The 18,441-nt window shown below is 44.1% G+C and carries 17 protein-coding genes and 1 tRNA gene; 12 read left to right on the plus strand and 6 right to left on the minus strand.

Annotation, left to right across the window (positions count from 1 at the left end):
• Positions 1-208: 208 nt before the first annotated feature.
• The 4 genes from psbZ (at position 209) to LEPTO7376_RS06615 (ending at position 3,997) form a co-directional block, all read left to right on the plus strand.
• On the plus strand, positions 209-397 hold the full coding sequence (psbZ, locus tag LEPTO7376_RS06600; RefSeq protein ID WP_015133435.1) for a photosystem II reaction center protein PsbZ: 189 nt from the start codon (positions 209-211) through the stop codon (positions 395-397).
• Between the two features lie 131 nt (positions 398-528).
• Positions 529-1,008 carry a 6,7-dimethyl-8-ribityllumazine synthase gene (ribH, locus tag LEPTO7376_RS06605; RefSeq protein WP_015133436.1) on the plus strand — a complete coding sequence of 160 codons (480 nt, stop codon included), beginning with the start codon at positions 529-531 and terminating at the stop codon, positions 1,006-1,008.
• Positions 1,009-1,107: 99 nt separating this feature from the next.
• A tRNA-Gly gene (locus LEPTO7376_RS06610) sits at positions 1,108-1,179 on the plus strand.
• Positions 1,180-1,381: 202 nt separating this feature from the next.
• Positions 1,382-3,997 carry a transglycosylase domain-containing protein gene (locus tag LEPTO7376_RS06615; protein ID WP_015133437.1) on the plus strand — a complete coding sequence of 872 codons (2,616 nt, stop codon included), beginning with the start codon at positions 1,382-1,384 and terminating at the stop codon, positions 3,995-3,997.
• Positions 3,998-4,043: 46 nt separating this feature from the next.
• Here LEPTO7376_RS06615 and rppA read toward each other — a convergent pair whose 3' ends face one another.
• Both rppA and LEPTO7376_RS06625 read right to left on the minus strand, forming a co-directional pair.
• Positions 4,044-4,724 (minus strand): two-component system response regulator RppA, encoded by a 681-nt coding sequence (gene rppA, locus LEPTO7376_RS06620; protein WP_015133438.1) that lies wholly within the window; start codon positions 4,722-4,724, stop codon positions 4,044-4,046.
• A gap of 64 nt (positions 4,725-4,788) precedes the next feature.
• Entirely contained in the window at positions 4,789-6,390 is a 1,602-nt protein-coding gene (locus tag LEPTO7376_RS06625) for an Hsp70 family protein (protein ID WP_015133439.1), read from the minus strand.
• A 228-nt stretch (positions 6,391-6,618) separates the two neighbouring features.
• On the opposite strand from LEPTO7376_RS06625, the gene LEPTO7376_RS06630 reads away from it, so the two are divergent.
• Together LEPTO7376_RS06630 and LEPTO7376_RS06635 are read left to right on the plus strand one after the other, a co-directional pair.
• Complete coding sequence (locus LEPTO7376_RS06630) at positions 6,619-6,834, plus strand: hypothetical protein (protein ID WP_015133440.1); 216 nt, start codon at positions 6,619-6,621, stop codon at positions 6,832-6,834.
• A 28-nt stretch (positions 6,835-6,862) separates the two neighbouring features.
• On the plus strand, positions 6,863-7,684 hold the full coding sequence (locus LEPTO7376_RS06635) for a TlyA family RNA methyltransferase (RefSeq protein WP_015133441.1): 822 nt from the start codon (positions 6,863-6,865) through the stop codon (positions 7,682-7,684).
• 31 nt (positions 7,685-7,715) lie between these two features.
• Here LEPTO7376_RS06635 and LEPTO7376_RS06640 read toward each other — a convergent pair whose 3' ends face one another.
• Complete coding sequence (locus LEPTO7376_RS06640) at positions 7,716-7,952, minus strand: hypothetical protein (protein ID WP_015133442.1); 237 nt, start codon at positions 7,950-7,952, stop codon at positions 7,716-7,718.
• 565 nt (positions 7,953-8,517) lie between these two features.
• On the opposite strand from LEPTO7376_RS06640, the gene LEPTO7376_RS06645 reads away from it, so the two are divergent.
• The 4 genes from LEPTO7376_RS06645 (at position 8,518) to pdxA (ending at position 11,096) form a co-directional block, all read left to right on the plus strand.
• A complete protein-coding gene (locus LEPTO7376_RS06645; protein ID WP_015133443.1) occupies positions 8,518-9,219 on the plus strand; it encodes a phycobilisome rod-core linker polypeptide in 702 nt (233 codons plus the stop codon).
• Positions 9,220-9,353: 134 nt separating this feature from the next.
• The gene (locus LEPTO7376_RS26250) at positions 9,354-9,503 is read left to right on the plus strand and encodes a hypothetical protein (protein ID WP_160148398.1); all 150 of its coding nucleotides are present in this window, start codon (positions 9,354-9,356) and stop codon (positions 9,501-9,503) included.
• A 36-nt stretch (positions 9,504-9,539) separates the two neighbouring features.
• The gene (gene msrB / locus LEPTO7376_RS06650; RefSeq protein WP_015133444.1) at positions 9,540-9,941 is read left to right on the plus strand and encodes a peptide-methionine (R)-S-oxide reductase MsrB; all 402 of its coding nucleotides are present in this window, start codon (positions 9,540-9,542) and stop codon (positions 9,939-9,941) included.
• 99 nt (positions 9,942-10,040) lie between these two features.
• Positions 10,041-11,096, plus strand: a complete 1,056-nt coding sequence (pdxA, locus tag LEPTO7376_RS06655) for a 4-hydroxythreonine-4-phosphate dehydrogenase PdxA (RefSeq protein WP_015133445.1) — start codon at positions 10,041-10,043, stop codon at positions 11,094-11,096.
• A 25-nt stretch (positions 11,097-11,121) separates the two neighbouring features.
• On the opposite strand, the gene LEPTO7376_RS06660 is transcribed toward pdxA, so the two are convergent.
• Both LEPTO7376_RS06660 and LEPTO7376_RS06665 read right to left on the minus strand, forming a co-directional pair.
• Positions 11,122-11,907, minus strand: a complete 786-nt coding sequence (locus LEPTO7376_RS06660) for a hypothetical protein (RefSeq protein WP_015133446.1) — start codon at positions 11,905-11,907, stop codon at positions 11,122-11,124.
• Between the two features lie 26 nt (positions 11,908-11,933).
• Positions 11,934-14,324 (minus strand): ATP-binding cassette domain-containing protein, encoded by a 2,391-nt coding sequence (locus tag LEPTO7376_RS06665; RefSeq protein WP_015133447.1) that lies wholly within the window; start codon positions 14,322-14,324, stop codon positions 11,934-11,936.
• 197 nt (positions 14,325-14,521) lie between these two features.
• Here LEPTO7376_RS06665 and LEPTO7376_RS06670 point away from each other — a divergent pair, with 197 nt between their 5' ends.
• Both LEPTO7376_RS06670 and LEPTO7376_RS06675 read left to right on the plus strand, forming a co-directional pair.
• Positions 14,522-15,541 carry an NAD(P)H-binding protein gene (locus LEPTO7376_RS06670; protein WP_264308989.1) on the plus strand — a complete coding sequence of 340 codons (1,020 nt, stop codon included), beginning with the start codon at positions 14,522-14,524 and terminating at the stop codon, positions 15,539-15,541.
• A gap of 118 nt (positions 15,542-15,659) precedes the next feature.
• Positions 15,660-17,969 carry a GUN4 domain-containing protein gene (locus LEPTO7376_RS06675; RefSeq protein WP_015133449.1) on the plus strand — a complete coding sequence of 770 codons (2,310 nt, stop codon included), beginning with the start codon at positions 15,660-15,662 and terminating at the stop codon, positions 17,967-17,969.
• 186 nt (positions 17,970-18,155) lie between these two features.
• Here LEPTO7376_RS06675 and LEPTO7376_RS26255 read toward each other — a convergent pair whose 3' ends face one another.
• Positions 18,156-18,383, minus strand: coding sequence for a hypothetical protein (locus LEPTO7376_RS26255; protein ID WP_160148399.1), 228 nt, complete (start codon positions 18,381-18,383; stop codon positions 18,156-18,158).
• Positions 18,384-18,441 lie beyond the last annotated feature (58 nt).

Genomic DNA, 18,441 nt, shown 5'->3' on the forward strand with positions numbered 1-18,441 from the left:
ATTTTCTACAAGATGAAATCATAGAACTCTTGGCTAGTCTCAATTTGTCGTCTTCTTGTTTTGACCCTGTTTAATCAGTATCTTTCTGATCTGATGCGTTTTAAACTGACCAAACTATTGATACTATAAACACAATAAAATCATAGGATTCTCAATCTTTTTGATGTCCTGACCCCACTCGATTGCTGTCTTGGGAGAAATTTAAAAAATGTCTATTCTGTTTCAACTCGCTCTTGTCGCTCTTGTCGGCTTATCTTTTTTGATGGTAATTGGTGTACCAGTTGCTTATGCTTCCCCCACAAACTGGGAACAGTCTAAGTCCCTCATCTATGTCGGTTCTTTCGCTTGGATTGCGTTGGTTATCGTTGTTGGCATACTAAATTTCTTTGTTATCTAATAAGCTCAGTTGCTTAGTTTCAAACAGCTTTTAGCTATTTCAACTGAAGAGGCACAATTGTCCCTGTGGAATGTCCCGGCTAGATTGTGCCTCTATATTTTTGATTTATTTTTTAGATTTGGGTTCACACTATGACCACGTTCGAAGGTACTTATAACGACCATACACAGACGCTTAAGTTGGCTATTGTGATTGGACGATTTAATGATCTAGTAACCAGCAAGTTGTTAGCTGGCTGTCAAGATTGTTTAAAGCGACATGGCGTTGATATCAGTACTGATGGTGAACAGGTTGATTACGTTTGGGTACCAGGCAGTTTTGAAATTGGTCTAGTAGCTAAACGGCTTGCGGCTTCAGGAACTTATGATGCTGTTATTTGTTTGGGTGCAGTCATTCGTGGTGATACACCTCACTTTGATTACGTCTCGGCAGAGGTTTCTAAGGGTGTAGCAGCGGCGGGTTTCCAGACAGGCGTCCCTGTCATCTTCGGAATTCTGACGACAGATACGATGCAGCAGGCATTAGAGCGGGCTGGCATCAAGAGTAATCTTGGTTGGGGTTATGGTCTCAGTGCTCTAGAAATGGTCAGTTTATTGAAAAAACTTCCCTAGTTCTCAAGTGGGTGCTTGTAGCAAAAATAAAAAAGTTGGCGATCAACCTTGACATTTTCTTTTTTATTTGGCATATTGTTATACGTGCTCAGCACACATGCGGGTATAGCTCAGCGGTAGAGCGTCACCTTGCCAAGGTGAATGTCGCGCGTTCGAATCGCGTTACCCGCTTATTTATTTAAGCAAATCTTATATTTAAGGTTGGTATCCAACAGTTTTAGTCTTGGAGAAGTCTGTTTTTCTTAAGAAATGTAGAGCTATAGGCTAAAATTTTCTGAAGACTTTGCAGTTTACTATTTTTCTATCATGAATGTTAGTAGCTAATAACCGCAGGTTAGCCCTGATGATCGGGCAGTAATCACAGGAGTTTGGTGTGTTTAATTTCTCAAAAAAGTCGAAAGGTAAGCCACAGGTCGCGGATCAAGAAGCTCCAGATGCAGATGGTATTCAGCCTTGGAACGAATCGAACACGACCAATCAAACACTCGATCCTAAGTTATCTGCATTGATGGATCAGGAATCGTCTGGCTCGTCTCCTGAACCGGACAAGACCCAAGGAAAGAAAAAGTCTCGTTGGCTTCTATGGGTACTGGCAGGAATTGTTACAGGTGCTGGTTCTAGTGGCTATTTTTTATATCGTGGTTGGCAAGAGCTAGAGGCTCTTGTTCCAGATAATGTTAGTGAAGTATTGATCTATACCCGCCCCGGTACGTTGGTGGTGGAAGCAGCTGACGGTACAGTGATCGAAGAAGTTGGTCCTGTTACCCACGAAAGGGTCAAGATTTGGCAGGTTCCCGAAGTTGTTTCCCAGGCATTTATTTCTAGTGAAGATCGTCGCTACTATGACCACTTTGGTGTGGATATGCAGGGGGTTGCACGGGCTGCTTATGTGAATTTTCAGGCTGGTGAAATTGTTGAAGGTGGTAGTAGCATTACCCAGCAAGTTGCTCGGATTGTCTTTCTTAATCAAGAGATGACCGCGATTCGTAAGCTCAGAGAGATGCGACTGGCAACAAAGTTAGAGGAACAGTTTACGAAAGAACAAATCCTCGAAAGCTATTTGAATTTGGTCTACCTTGGTTCAGGTGCTTATGGTATTGGTGATGCGGCTTGGGTTTATTTTGGAAAAACTCTTGATGAACTGACATTGCCAGAAACGGCAATGATTGCAGGTTTAGCGCCTGCTCCAAGTGTCTATTCGCCATTTGTAAATCGCCAGAAGGCTATTACTCGACGTAATCAGGTTTTATATCGAATGCGGGAAGATGGGTTTATTTCCCAAGCTGCTCTAGACCAGGCGATCGCCACTCCTCTCGAAACAAATCGCCAAACACCGAAACGATTATTGCGGAAATATCCGTACTTCAGTGACTATATTCAGGCGGAATTAGAGCGGTATCTCACCCCGGAGCAACTTGCTAAAGGTGGTGTTGTGGTGGAGACGACAATTAACCCCCAATGGCAGGAATGGGCAGAGGAAGTTTTAGAAGAAGGCATCGAAAAATACGGTCGCTATCAAAACTTTAAGCAGGCAGCAATTGTTAGTGTTGACCCTCGAAATGGTCAGATTAAGACGATGGTTGGCGGTCTAGATTTTGAAAATAATCAGTACAACCGCGTTACCCAGGCACAACGTCAACCGGGCTCTACATTTAAGACATTTGTCTATACGGCGGCGATCGCCTCTGGTATGTCTCCGAATGCAACTTATGTTGATAAAGAATTTAAGGTTGGCAATTACAAACCGAAGAACTATTCAGGTTCGTTTAGTAATGCATCCCTCACTCTGACAGAGGCATTGACCCAATCGATTAATACGATTGCTCTCAGTGTCATGTTGGATGTCGGTTGGGATCCAATTATTAATCTGGCTCAGCAAATGGGCATTAGCTCTGAAATGCAACCTACCTATTCCCTTGCTCTTGGATCATGGGAAGTTAATCTGCTAGAAATCACTTCTGCTTACGGTACTCTGGCGAATAAAGGTGTTCATCAGCCTAACTATGGCATTAGTCGTATTCTTGATCGCGACGGTAAGGTTATTTACGAAGCAGAAAGTAATCCTCGCACTGCTCTTGATGAAAATAGTGCGGCAATTATGACTTCGATGCTCACAAAAGTGGTATCGAGTGGTACAGGTCGTCAAGCAAGTATTGGTCGTCCAGTAGCCGGAAAAACAGGAACGTCAGATAAAGCGCGTGATCTCTGGTTTATCGGCTATATTCCCCAGATGGTGACCGGTGTTTGGCTGGGTAATGATGATAATAAACCGACTTGGGGAGCTAGTAGTACAGCTGCACGAATGTGGGGGAATTTAATGTCCCAGATCACTGGATCGATTGCGGTTGAAGATTTCCCACCGCTACCTAATCTCAGAAACCGTGTTGGCTCGATTGAAGCACAGCCCCTCAGTCAAAGTGATAAGAAAGAGCTGTCTCGTAATGAGACGAAGAAGAAAACACAAGATCAACAGAAAAAGGTTAATCGCCAATCTGGAACGAATTCTGGCAATAATAATTCCAATTCGCCATCTGATGAGCGTCGAAGTACAGAAAATCGTCGCACAACGGGTCGCAATAGTGGCAACCCAACGCCGACACAACCCTCTCGTGGGCGATCGCCTGAACCAACTAATAATTCAGATCCATTACCGCCATTTGTACCGATAGAAGAACCAACTCCAACTCCAACTCCAACTCCGTCTCCATCACCTGAACAGTCTACGCCAGCACCTACTCCAGATCCATTACCACCATTTGTGCCTGTAGAAGAGCCAACACCAACACCAACACCAACACCAACACCTGCACCTGCACCCGCTCCGGCACCTACTCCAGCACCTGCTCCGACCCCGGCTCCGGCTCCCGCGCCAACACCGGCACCCGCACCAGCACCCGCACCCGCACCAGCACCTGCTCCGGCAGTTGATATCCCGGCACCACCAGTTACTCAGAAAAAAGCACCTGCTGCGGATGGTGGTTCTGAGTAAAAGTCTGAGAAATTCTCATGAGAGTTATTATTTTGAACTTAAGGATTTAGGTATCCTGTAAGCCAAAATAATAACCTTTGCCGTAGATGGTATGGATTAGGGGGCGATCGCCTTTTGTTTCAACTTTGCGGCGGAGTAAACGAATCAGAGCGGCTAGGACATTACTACTGGGCGGCGTTTCATCCTGCCAGAGATGCTGATAAATTTGTTCGTGGGTGAGGAGTTGCTCGGCATTTTCCATAAAATATGTGAGCAGCTGTAGTTCGCGGTCAGATAAACGAATCATTTTGCCATTGCGGTAGGCAACTTGATTTTCTTTGTCGAGGTCTAAGTCAGCAATTTTCAGACGTTCTGGTGGTTCGATAATTGGCGATCGCCGCAATAATGCCCGCACCCTCGCTAATAATTCCCGCAGCTCAAAGGGTTTAACAAGATAATCATCGGCTCCTGCATCTAGACCTTGTACACGATCATCAATCGTATCTTTGGCGGTCAAAATTAGAACAGGTGTGGCTTTACCAGCGATACGTATTTGTTTGCAAATGGTGATGCCTGAATATTCGGGTAGCATCCAGTCCAAAATCAGTAAATCGTAATCTTGGCTTTGGGCGAGTTGTAGACCTGCTTGACCGTTATCTGCTGTTTCAATAGCGTAGCCTTCCCGCACTAAAATCTGGCTCAAGGCTTCCCGTAGTTCTTTTTCGTCATCGACTAACAGAATGCGCATGAGACTTTTTCCTCCCTTGTTCTTGCTTTTCATTATGAAGGAAGTTGTGGCAAGGCTTTCGTACTTAACTGATTTCCGCGACCTTTTGATTTTCAAGGAGGGTCAGATTACGTAGTAAATCTTCAACAGTGACGCGCAAACAGCGATCGCCATCGACGAGAAATTGTAGTTTAATGCGATCGCTGCCGGGATAACCCACCGGATCAAGCTTTGCTACTGTGCGTGCGCCATCGCGATCATTGAGGGGTTTAACGTTGGCTTGTCCTTGCCCTAAATTTTTGGTGACGAGGCGATCGCCATCAAAATAGATTTCTGTACCTGTGCTCTTTTCGCCTAACTCTCCGATGATCAGTTCGATGTTGGGCTGTTGTTCGATCGACGCACCGAGGGTGAGTTCAATCGGTTGCGACATGGGGTAGGGTTGCCCTTGGGGAATAATCGGATGCCAATCATGGCATTTATTACGGCGGTTCCAATAGCGAATACCATAGCTGTGATAGAGAAAATCTTTCAGCTCAAATCCCTGTGCTAACTGCAAGGCACCAGCGGCGATCGCCCCGAAAGGATTATCATTCTTGATTTTTTCTTCAGGGAAATAGGATTTGAGCCAAGTCTGCACTGTTGGGATTTGGCTAGTACCACCCACTAAAAGCACTGCCTCAATATCATCTTTATTGACCCCATTGCGCCGTGCCTGTTGCAACACTTGGGACATCAATTCATCAAGCTGACCGAGGAAACCCTGCTCTTGCAAAATAGTTTCAAACCCTGGGCGGTCAAGACTGAGCTCAATACTCTCAAATGTCTCGGCATTGTAATAAACTTCGGTAGCTTGATTTTTTTCTGAGAGCTTAATTTTTAAGCGTTCAATAAGCCGCAGACTCAACGCATCCTTCGGTAGGTTTTGCTGCTGCTGAAAATAATCGAAAAGCCAATTATCTAGATCGGAACCACCAAGATTTTTGCCTGCTTTAGCAATCACTTTTGCCGTTTTTGCTTTTTGGGCAGTGCTGTCGGCATAGGATTTTTGTGCCCAACGCAGAATGAAGCCTGTCGGTTTACTCTGACCTTGCGTTAAATTCAGTTCCACTAATGAAAAATCGACTGTGCCTCCGCCAAAATCAACAACTAAAACCTGCTTTAATTCTTGTTCTAAAGCACCATAACCCAGAGCAGCAGCGGTAGGCTCATCTAAAAGCTGAATTTTATCGATATTGGGTAAGTCTGCACAGACATCCGTGAGCCAACTGCGATAGGACTCAAAACTATCCACAGGGACTGTCATTACCAAACTATCAATGTTTTCTTGTTGTTGTAACTGTTGAAAAATTTCGCTTAAAAACCAGTTTCCAAGCTTTTCAAAGGTCACCTTTTGGCCATCCAGTTCTGGTAAAAAGCCTTGCATTGATGTGCCAATACCGCGCTTAAAGTTGCGATAGAGTCGTTGATCTTTTGCTCCATCTAGGCCGCGATCGCCCACTGCTTGACCAAGAATAATGTCTGGCTTTGAGGCATCGGCAACATAAAGTTGACTTGGGATGAGGGGTGGATTATTGACAAGCTGTTGAGATAGGCGATCAAGAGCTAAAACCTCAGGCTCATTTTTAGCCACATTCCAACGGGTTACGAGGGTGTTACTTGTCCCAAAATCAATTGCGATCGCCATAGTCGCCCTAGCCGTTCCTTCTGTAAAAAATCACCAGAACATTGTACAGACTTCAGCTTTACCAAAGCGAGTGACTTAGATCACAAAGCAGCTCGATCTGCCTTGGCTAATCACCTTTCTTTTGTCACTTTGTCATAGAGATAAAGTTCACGATGAGTGCTTTATCGGGTCACATAGAATATTTGGCCAGCATTATAGACTAAATGACACAGTTGCTCAGCTAAGTTCATGGACGTACTCGACATTTGCCAAGAGGCAGTTTCTTCCGGTTTTATTTCTTCCGAGTTAGTTAAAAAACTCAGCAAAGCACTTTGGTGTCGTGACCTTTTGGGAATAGAAGTTGCGACCCTTGCATTCGTATCTCGTCGCATTCATTCTGGCCATATTAAAGTTGCACCTGGATCACTCGCCCCCATGAAGCGACAGTTACAGGCAGTAAACTAGGGTAATTACCCCCTCAGCACTTTTCATTTTGGCTAAGAAGCAAAGACTAGATACGCTCCTCGTTGAACTTGAACTCTGTGAGTCGCGACAGTTAGCACAACGGTTAATTCGAGCTGGGGAAGTAAAAGTTCGCCAAAGAATTGTGGATAAGCCTGGCACACAGGTGCCTATAGATGCAGAGATAGAAGTTAAAGCTCGACCTCCGTTTGTTTCTCGGGGTGGTGAAAAACTTGTGAAGGCGATCGCCCAGTTTCAGATTTCAGTGGAAGATCGCATTTGCCTTGATGGTGGTATTTCGACAGGTGGCTTTACTGATTGTTTATTTCAGGCTGGCGCAAAGCAGGTTTATGGCATTGATGTGGGATATGGTCAGGTCGCTTGGAAGATTCGTCAAGATCCACGCCTTGTCCTGAGGGAACGCACCAATTTTCGGCATTTAACCCCAGAAGATTTATATGAAAATGTGTCGGAAGGTGATCGCCCAACTCTTGGTGTGATGGATTTATCCTTTATTTCCTTGAGAAAAGTTCTACCAACACTGTGGACATTATTGGCTGAACCGAGGGAAGTACTCTTACTCGTAAAACCGCAATTTGAAGTGGGTCGGGAGCAAGTGGGTAAAAAAGGTGTTGTGCGTGATCCTGATGCTCAGGCCCAAGCAATTTTTGATGTGTTAGCCGTTGCAGAAAAACTTGGCTGGCAAGCCCATGGTTTAACTTGGTCGCCGATTACTGGTCCTGCTGGTAATATTGAATATTTACTCTGGCTTCAACAAATCCCCGCCGAACTGGAACTTACTCAAAAACACATTGGTGATTTAACTCGGTCAGCGACAACATCACTAAAGTAGGTTTTTTCAGAGTGGGTTAAACGAAAGAGTTTTACCGTAGAGTGACATGCAATTGCAGATTGCTCATGCCCCAAACATCAAAAAATTTACGAGAAAGTTCTAGGCTAGCTTCTGTCATATCGCCATCATTGCTAACTAAGCCACCTTCTAGATAACGGCCGCGATCTGTGACTAAATCCAAGCGTAGCTGCTCTTGTTCAATGGTCGTGAGGACCAATTTTCCGCGTGCTAAGGTTTGTCCGGCGCGACTAATGATGGCACAGCGCATGCTGATTTTTTCTCCTAGAAAGTTCTCAAAAGGCTTGTTGAGTATACCCTATGTTTTCCTGACCTTTTGGGGATATGGATAATTTGAGATTCCTAATATGCACTATAAAAATATCTGCTTAAGAGCATGAATTTTGTTAACTCTGCTCTTTAGTACAGATGGATTATCTCGATGACTTATGGAGATAAAAATGAAGAGATGAATTAGTCTGGTGAATTACTTTCTAATTTTATTTTTCTCACTGAATATTTGATTTATATAGACTTTGCATAGAACAACGTTGATAAATATGTCACAGAATAGTGGAATAAAATTGAAATTTTAGGTATTCAAGATATGAATTTTTGTTGAGCTTGAATTCAGATTACAGCGCCCAAAAAGTCTTTTTTTTTAATGTGAGTTACTAAGAGTAATAAAAAGTCATATTTCGACAAAATAAGCTTACTTTTTATTGCTTTCACTAGTTTTTTTGCTTGATTGCTTTTCTCGACTAGATATAATCCGGGCAATCTTCGGCCCCTAGGAAGAAATACTTAAAAATACTTTAATTTAAAAAATCATCACAATGCAAACACTTGCGAATAATCTGAATTTATTGGAAACTACTGCGGATCCAAATCTGCTTTATTCCAAAGCACCAGACAACGGCGATCGCAAACAAGCTCTTAATTCAATCTATAAGCAGCTTTTTAAAGAAAATCGAAATCTCGAATTTTTCCGTAATGCAGAGATCGATTCTAAATTTCTTGCGGGAGAAACTAGTACCCGTCAAACAGTTTGTTCATTGATCTGCTCTGAGATGTATCAAGACTACATCCTCATGACGAACAGTAACTATCATTTTGTCACGATCTGTTTTGAGCGTGTATTGGGACGTTCTCCTATCCAAGCAGAAAAACTCAAGTGGAGTTCTTTGTTGGCATCGGAGGGTTTAATCAGCTTTGCCAATAAATTTACGTCTACTAACGAATACATGGACGTATTCGGTGACGATAAAATCCCTGCATTGCGTTCCGGCAAACTATTTTCTAGCAATCAAAATACCCCTGCTTTGCCTAAGTTTCAAAGTATTCAGCGTTACACTGGCCCTGGTAATGAGACTCAATGGTATGGCGGTAGTGGCAGTAGTATGTTGCCTTGGGATGGTAAGTTGCCTCCTACACTTGTTCGTAAAGCAGGTGCTGTATTCACCGTTGCAGGGGCAATTGAAGTTGCTAGAGTTCTCATCCTTATTGTGATGGCTGCTCTAGGTACAGGTTCTATTTAATCAATTTGAATCGATGTAGATTGTTGTCGATCTACTCTGTCACATTAAAAATTCTTCTCTGTAACGCTCAACGATTGGGATCTTTGTAGAGAAGAATTTTTTGTCTCTGTTTTAGCCAGCATTTGTAATCAGTGATGAAATCTCCTGAGGATCAAATCACTCATAATTATTCGCATTTTGTCCCAGGCAATCTTTGGAAATTCTGTTTAGCTATCCATCTTTTGGCTGTGTGGATGATTACGGCGATCGCCCATGTCGGTGTCAAAAAGATCTTGTTAGGATAAATAGCAATCCACAAATTTAAGATTTTCATTGTCACCATGACAGACAAAGTTGTTAAAACCGATGCCGAATGGCAAGAACAGTTATCCCCCGAAGCTTACAAAGTAGCCCGTAAACATGGTACTGAAAGGGCTTTTAGTGGGGAGTACCACGATTTTAAAGGCGAAGGAACCTACAACTGTGTATGTTGTGGCACACCTTTGTTTACTTCTGATACTAAATTCAACTCTGGTACAGGTTGGCCTAGCTATTGGCAGCCAGTGAATGAGACTAATGTCACGGAGAAATCGGATTTTAGCTTTTTTATGAAGCGTACCGAAGTCCTTTGTTCTAAGTGTGATGCTCACCTTGGTCATGTGTTTAATGATGGTCCCCCACCCACTGGACAACGTTATTGCATTAACTCTGTTTCTCTAAAATTTGAGCCTAAGTCTGAATAAGTTTTACGCAATTAGAATCGTGAGATAAAGGGTAGGGGCGATCGCCTCTACTTTTTTTGTGTGACAATGATGGCCTCAAAATAATTTTTGCAATCTTTTATGCAACCCAATCTCGCGTTAACCCTCGGTGATCCGGCAGGTATTGGTTCAGAAGTTTTATTAAAAGCCTTAGCGGATACAGAGATTCAACAGCTTTGCTCGCTCACAATTATTGGAAATCGTCGACTTCTGGAACAGGCTTATGAGCAGTTACGGCTAAAAACGACAGAGCCTTTAGCTGATCCCGCAACGCTCGATATTTTTGATCCAGTTGGTGATCCAGATGAGGCTATCGAATGGGGTCAGGGGTCGCCTTTAACAGGGGATTTGAGCTTTAAATATTTAAATGCAGCGATTTACGCGACATTAGAAGGCAAATTTTCAGGCATTGTGACAGCACCCATTGCCAAAATTCACTGGCATGAAGCAGAGCATTTTTATCCGGGTCAAACGGAAGTGCTTGCCCAAAAAACAAATACCGATCGTTATGGTATGGCTTTTATCGGGCGATCGCCGTATACAGGTTGGACGTTGCGGAGCTTGCTAGCGACGACCCATATTCCCCTCGCCGATGTACCGAAAACTTTGACACCTGAATTAATGGATCTCAAATTAGATCTACTTTTAGAGTCTTTAAAAAATGATTTTGGTCTGGAGCATCCCCATGTGGCGATCGCCGGTTTAAATCCCCATAGCGGTGAAAACGGCAGACTTGGCACTGAAGAAACGACTTGGCTAAATGACTGGCTCAAACAAGCCCAAACGAAATATCCCAATGCTCAATTGAGTGGCCTATATCCGCCCGACACGATGTGGATTAAAGCTGGCAAAGCTTGGTATGGCAAACCAAAATTTGTGCCTGCTGCAGATGCCTATCTAGCGCTTTATCATGACCAAGGCTTAATTCCTGTGAAGTTAATGGCATTCGATTATGCGATTAATACCACGGTAGGTTTACCATTTATTCGCACTTCTCCCGATCATGGCACGGCCTTTGATATTGCTGGACAGGGTATTGCAAATTCCACCAGCATTAAAGAGGCGATCGCCCTTGCGAGCAAAATTAGTATGAACCGTCTCAATGCAGAATCGATTGCTCTACTGAGTGGGTATTGAGTATCAATATTTCAACCATATAGAACTATGAATTAGAGAAGTTGACGTCAATTTCTGGAATCACAATAGATTTACCAGATGGATATTCGACAAATTGTCTCTGAGATTGGTCAACTCTACCATGCCCAATCATTTGATAGTTGCCAACTTTATAATGAGTTTCACCATAAGTTGTATTACAACAATATGCGGGAATAAAAGCTGTTTCTGGTGTTGGTAAAGTGAAAGATTTGGTGAAATCCTTAAGATATTGATTATGGATAAAAAATGCATTTACACCCTTCGAGTCACAATAAACTAAAGTGTAATTTTTTTCCTGTGCTAATTGATTTAATGCTGCAACAGATGCGCCATAGAAGCATGTGCCATCCCAACGATGTTCAATAGAGTAAGGAATTGTTGCATTGATAGGAGGAGGAAGGTGGGGATTGTATTCCATCACAACAATTTTAGGCTGGTACTTTTCATCTATTGCTTGCCACACCCAGAGATCATTGCCATCAATATCAATGGAGAGAATCTCAAATTTTGTAGGCACTTTATACTTGTTAAATAAGTGATTGATATTTTCAACAGTCACCATTTCTTTGTAGAGGCCGATGGCATGGTTTTCATTGCCGCCATCCATCATTAAACCTGTGAAATTGGCATGTTCTCTCAAATAACGAGTATTACATTCTGTCCCATCTTGCACACCAAATTCAACGAAATATTTATTATCCCGACCAACACAATCTAAAAGCAAAGCAATAATGCCATCTTCACCATTTTGTGAGTAGATTTTATGCTCAAATTTTTTTAATGATGTCATTTTAAATTGTTTAATTTAATTGAGATTTAAAGAATATCTTTTTTCTTTTGGAGCCAGAAGGTGATCGCCAAATAGATAAAACTATGGAGTGCAAGCATTCCCCAATTTAGTCCAAGATTATCCCATGTTGGATCGTAGGTAGCTTCTGCCCAATCAAACGGTAAATCTGGAATTGTGCCATCGGGTAAAGGCTCCATTACAGGTAAGAGACGATTCACATCGACCAAAGTACCGTATGCTCCCACCGACCAACGGCTTAGCATTAGCCATGACGCTACTTTACCTAAACCAGCCTCCATACTAAAGAGTACTCCTGAAAAGATGATTTGGGGCAACAGCAAAATTGGGAGGGCGCTATTGGCTTGGGAGCTATTTTTGACGCTCGCAGACATCATTAGGCCCATACTGTTGCAGGTGAACAGAGTGAGGAAAGTGGTTATTGTCACGCCCAATGGCCATGAGATAAGTGTGCTTTCGGGAGATGAAAAACAGACTAAGATCACAATGCTCATCAATACTGATTGGGCGATCGCCAAGCCCCCGAGCACCAAGATTTTTGAGCCGAGGTAAGCAAAAAGTCCCAGGTTTACGAGTCGTTCACGGAGATAGATGGCGGATTCTTTGACTATTTCTTGAAGGGAGCTGGAGAAGCCGACCCACAAAGCTGTACAGGTAAATACGAATAGTACCCGTAATGCCAAGGGGGCAAGGTTACTGATATCCGGATCTGGAATGAGAGGATCTTGATCTTTGAGGGCAAGGTTAATCAGGACAATCGCGATCGGTGCAGTGAGCAATGCTAATCCTAAATTCACTTTGTCACCGAGGATGAGGTTTAGGTAGCGGCTACTGAGAATACTGATTTGCTGGAAAAATGATCGCTTTGCTTTGGCTGGAGGCTGGCTCTTGGTTTTGACGCTACTCGCGCTAAGACGATTTTTGACGTAACGCTGATGATAAGGCGATGCAAGGAAGTTGTGAGATTCTGTTTCGACGGCCTGGATGGATTCGAGTTTGATGTAGATATCTGCGAAATCTCCCGACTGAATATCAAAGAAATTCATTGCTTCGTCGGGAGGGCCAAAATAGCAAAGGTTACCGCCACGCCCTAAAAAGACAATGCGATCACACTGGGTGATATTGCTTGTGGCATGGGTCACGAGAATAATAGTTCGACCTTGGTTTGCAAGCTTACGGAGAAGTTGCATCATCTTTTTGTCGAGGCCGGGATCCAGTCCAGAGGTTGGCTCATCAAGGAAAAAGAGTTTCGGATCAGCCAACAGTTCTACACCGATACTCACCCGTTTCAACTGGCCGCCACTGAGATTGCGCACAAAAGTATCGCGGCGATCATCCATCTCGATTTGCTCTAAGGTCTCATCGACTACTTTTTTGATATCAATGTCTGGTGGAAGACGAAGTTTCGCCGCGTAAACGAGAACATCTTTGACTCGGAGATCGCGGTGCACAATATCCTGTTGAGGGACATAGCCAATTTGAGTGCGATAGATATTGAAATTTTTGCGGAGGTCTTCGCCATTCAGAAAAACAACGCCTTCTGTGGTCGGATCAATGCCTAAAAGGGTGCGCATCAGGGTTGATTTGCCTGCACCGCTACCACCAACCAATGCAACAAATTGCCCCGGTTCGATAGGCAATGAAATGTTGTTGAGAATCGTGATAGAGCGATTATTCTTGCCTTTAACGATGCGCTTGACGTGATTGGCATCGATGCGAATATTTTGGCCTTGATCCGCAACGAAAATCTGCTTACCTCGCAAAACCAATGTGTAGGGGCCAATCCGAATGGTGGAATTTGGGTCGAGGGTTGTGGCGCTCTGAACTTTTTGACCATTCACAAAAACACCGTTGGTGCTTTTATCTTCTAGGACAAATTTGCTGGGAGAAAGCTGGGTGACGGTGGCATGGGTGCGGGAAACGGTGGGGGCATCTAGGATTAAATCGGCATTGTCGTCGCGGCCAATCGTGATTTTTTTGTTCTGAATGAGGACAGAGCGTTTCTGAGGTGTTTGGGCATAGCTGGGGTCATGGGGCGAACAAAACTCAAGGGTGACCCAATTTTCAGGGTTTTGGCCGATATGATATTCGACACCGCATTGGAGGCGATCGCCTCCGTCTGGAGAAATAGTGACATTGTTGACGGAGAGACGATTTGTGCTGGGGGTAATGCCATCACCGTCGTAAATAAAGTATTGGGAGCCTTGTTTCTTGATAGTGGCCTGACATCGCCCGACTACGAGCCAATCTTCTGGCACGATTAAATCGGCTTTCTGAGGATCACGCCCGAGAATATGTTGATCTTGGCGGAGATCGAGGGTGAGCTGTTTGCCCTGATATTCAAGTTGGAGGTAGGGAGTACCGCTGAAGATAGTTTGGCTACGGGGTTGAGATGCCATGCTCACTGTTTATAATTCAGTCTTCTGAAATCATAGGTCAAAAGTCTAGTGCGGAAAGAATACAGGGCGATCGCCTGGGAAGTCGTCGGAGGCAATTTGTTTTCTATTAAAATTGTGAGATTGTTAATTACAACTGTATTGAGCTGTCGGGAGTTACTGATTTGGAAAGCCGTGGGAATAGTTCTGTAGGGGAGACTGTGCAACAGACATCTGGCACCGGGCGATCACGCTCCATTCTGATGTTAGGTGGAACAGGCACCATTGGTCGCGCAACTGTTGCCGCTCTATTATCCCGAGGTCACAAAGTTACTTGCATTGCTCGACCAAAATCAGGTATTGGCCGTAAGTTCACCAAAGATAAAACCCAAGAGCTATTGCAGGGTACTGAAGTGATTTTCGGGGATGTGAAAAACCGAGATTTCCTTGCTAAAGATGTTTTCGGCGATCGTTCCTTTGATGTGATCTACTCCTGTATGGCCTCACGTACCGGTGAACCGAAAGATGCCTGGGCAGTTGATTATCAGGCCCATGCAGATGTTCTTGCCCTCGCGAAAGAATCTGGCGTGACACAAATGGTGCTGCTGTCGGCAATCTGTGTGCAAAAACCCAAACTCGTTTTCCAACATGCCAAGCTCAAATTTGAACAAGAGTTAGCCGAATCTGGCTTGACCTACTCTATTGTCCGCCCGACGGCCTATTTCAAGTCTTTGGCTGGTCAGGTAGAACGCGTGAAAAAAGGAAAGCCTTTTTTGCTGTTTGGTGACGGCACTCTAGCAGCTTGTAAGCCCATCAGTGATCCTGATTTGGGAGCCTACCTTGCAGACTGTCTCGATGATGTTTCTCTTCAGAATAAAATCTTGCCCATTGGTGGCCCTGGCCCAGCTATCACCCTAAAAAATCAAGGAGAATATCTCTTTAAACTCTTGGATCGTGAACCTAAATTCAAGAGTGTTCCGGCTGACCTTTTGATGAATATCTCAAAGGTGATGGACGTTATCGGGAAAGTCATTCCTCCTGTAGCGGAGAAGGCAGAGCTGGCGCGAATTGGTCACTACTACGCGACGGAATCAATGTTGGTCTGGGATGCTGAAGCGGAAGAATATGATGCTGATGCAACACCCGAAACAGGTTCTGAAACTTTGTTTGACTACTACAAACGTTTGGTAGAGGGTAAGGAAAAAGCAGAACGTGTTGATGTCGCGATGTTCTCTGATTAACCTCTCGACATAAATCAAATATGAAGCGATCGCCCGATGATTGGAGCTTCCATTTTGAAAGGCGATCGCCATTTATTTTTTAGGGCAAGATAAAGGTTAATAGACAACATCTTCCATCATGTCCAAACCTAAGAAGTCAGACGCTACGACCCAAGAAGACTCCCTAGAGAACCAAATCACCTACTACATGGGCAAGGGATTTATGGTGTTAGGGGCTGGCGGTGGCGGCATCAGTGCATTTTGGTTTTTGCTGAAGGAAGATGACATCCCTAGGGCGATCGCCTCAGCAGTAATTGGTCTTGCTATCACCTACGCTGGTTCGTTCTTTCAGCCTATTCACAAAGGAGCAAAGAAAAGTCTAGAAGAAGCTGGGGAAGCCACGACTAAAGCATTCGGTTCGATGAAAGAACAAGCTGTGGCGCAAGTTCTCTCTATGGATGAACGATATTTCAGGGCACAGGCGACGGATTGTGAGCTGTATGAGACGGAAGGGACAGGCAATATTTCTGGTCTTTACACGCTGATGATGGAGGATGTGTTTGTACCGCTGGCGTTGGATCGAGGTCTTGTTTCTCCGGGTTTTTGTCATGAAGAGACTTTTATGAGACCAATAGGGAAGGAAAATGAGCTGGATATTTGGCAGCTATTGGCGCGGGTCAAACAAGCTAAAAACTTTCGGCAAATTGTTATCACGGCTTGGGGCGGCTTCGGTAAAACAACACTCTTACGACACATCGCTTACATCCTAGGCAAGGATAAGCAAGGAGATAAGGTTCGGCGGTTTTTCCCTGTCCTATTACTGTTACGCAAATATCGAGACCTTCTCACTACGGAGCAACCAGAAGATTTACAAACGCTCATCGAGAAATATCACCTAAAAAATATCGAGGGAGATCAACCGCTTAATATGCCTACGGGTTGGGCAGAAAAACAACTGAAAAAAGGCAGTATGCTGGTGATGTTGGATGGGTTTGATGAGGTAGCAAAACAGCAGCGTCCTCTAGTGGCAAAATGGCTCAACCGTCAGATGAAACGCTATCCTGAATCCACGTTTATTTTGACATCTCGACCAAAGGCTTACTTCGATCAAGATGTCGACCAAGAACGGGTGAATCAATTGCGGTTGCCGACCGTTGTTTCTGTGCTTCCCTTTAACAAAGATCAGCGGGAAACCTTTGTGCGGAAGTGGTATAAATCCCAAGAGTTTTATTATGCGGGGCAGCAAGATACGGAGGCGATTCGGACAAAGGCGAGACGGGCAGCGACAGAACTCTTAGAACAAATTGAAGCGCGGGATGAGTTAGCGAAGTTAGCAAGTAATCCATTGCTATTAACCATGATTGCTCGGTTTCATCGGCGTTATCCCAGTGCAGAGTTGCCAAAGCGTCGCCCTGAACTTTATCAACAAATTTGCACATTACAAATCAAAGATCGCCCTAATGCCCGGAAGCTAGAGTCGATGCTGCCGAACTGCGAAGCGCAGGATATTTTGCAAATGTTGGCATTGGAGATGATGCAACGCAAGGAAGAACGTCTCGATAAGGATCTGCTGGTAGAGCGACTCACAGAATATCTGAGGTCACAGGATGAGACAGTTAATCCGCGACAGTTTTTGGGGGAGGTCGAAGAAATTAGTGAGCTTCTGGTGCGGCGGGAAGAAGAATATGAGTTTGCGCACTTGAGTTTTCAAGAGTTTCTAGCGGCGATGGAAGTGATTCGGTTAGGGAAAGAAGAGCTACTGTATGAGCATTTTGGGACAGATTGGTGGAAACAAACGATTCTGCTCTACGTGGGGAAAGTGAAGAAGCCTAGTCAAATTATTCGGGCGATGCGACAGGCTGGGGCGACACAGCTTGCCTATGACTGTATGCAGGAAACAACAAAACGAATCGATGATGATCTCAAACAAGATTTGGAGGAACTGCTTTATCTACAAAATGAGCAGCAACAAGTCACAGCGGAACGGTATCAGAAGCTAGAGCAACTCCTTATCGAAGCACAAACGGATGTGCAGAAATGGCGAGAGGCTGATAAGGAAACCTATCGACTGATGATTACAGCAGGAGGTAAAGAGGAAAGACAGGGTTTTTATGGAAATGACTTAAAAGAGTTCCCTTGTGATGAGTTAAGAGTGATTGACGGGCTCTGGGTAAAGTACAGTAATGGCTTTTATGGTTTCGGCGTGCAAAAAGAAATTTATAGGCAGTGCGGTGGTTCACTCGACTATGAAATAATTCCAAGCGATAAAATTTTGCTGAAGTTTTATGAGGCGGTGGCTTGGCGAGAATATGGGGAGTTTAAATTGTCGTGGGATGAGTTATTAGAAGGACGGCGGATAGGAATCAGAGGGCATTTGCCATACCACTATTTTGTAAGGATTGGTGGTATTGGAGCCTTTCAATTTCTTTTCTCACGTTGTGAATTGTAGGAGCATTTCGGGAAACGTCCAATAAGCATCGCAACCAACCAACAATCATTCAACCTCATCTGATAAGATTTCTACCCTAGACAATATTCATTGGCGAAGCCGGTTATCTCTTTGTACAACTCTTATGGGTTTGTTTTATATTCCCCTGTGGGCGTTTCGAGAAACGCCCCTACAAATTGATTTCAATTACAAAGTATTTTGTAGGAAGAGTATTGTGAAATGAATCATGACTAACAAGATAAAGCAGTAGATGGCGATCGCCGCCCAGAACTGACCGGGAGAATCTTTGCGGTGGATATCTGGAGCACCACGTCTACCGGGAAAAATGCCAGCGCGAAGGATGTGTATCAACTGCCAAATACCGAAGATAACGACACACAACATAAATAGGCTCAGCAGTAATAAAAGACTCATTCGGTATTTGCGTTGGGATGAAAGATGGTTTGGTGATCACCCATCTGTGCAGAAAAAG

This window comes from [Leptolyngbya] sp. PCC 7376 (genome assembly GCF_000316605.1).
GTDB lineage: Bacteria > Cyanobacteriota > Cyanobacteriia > Cyanobacteriales > MRBY01 > MRBY01.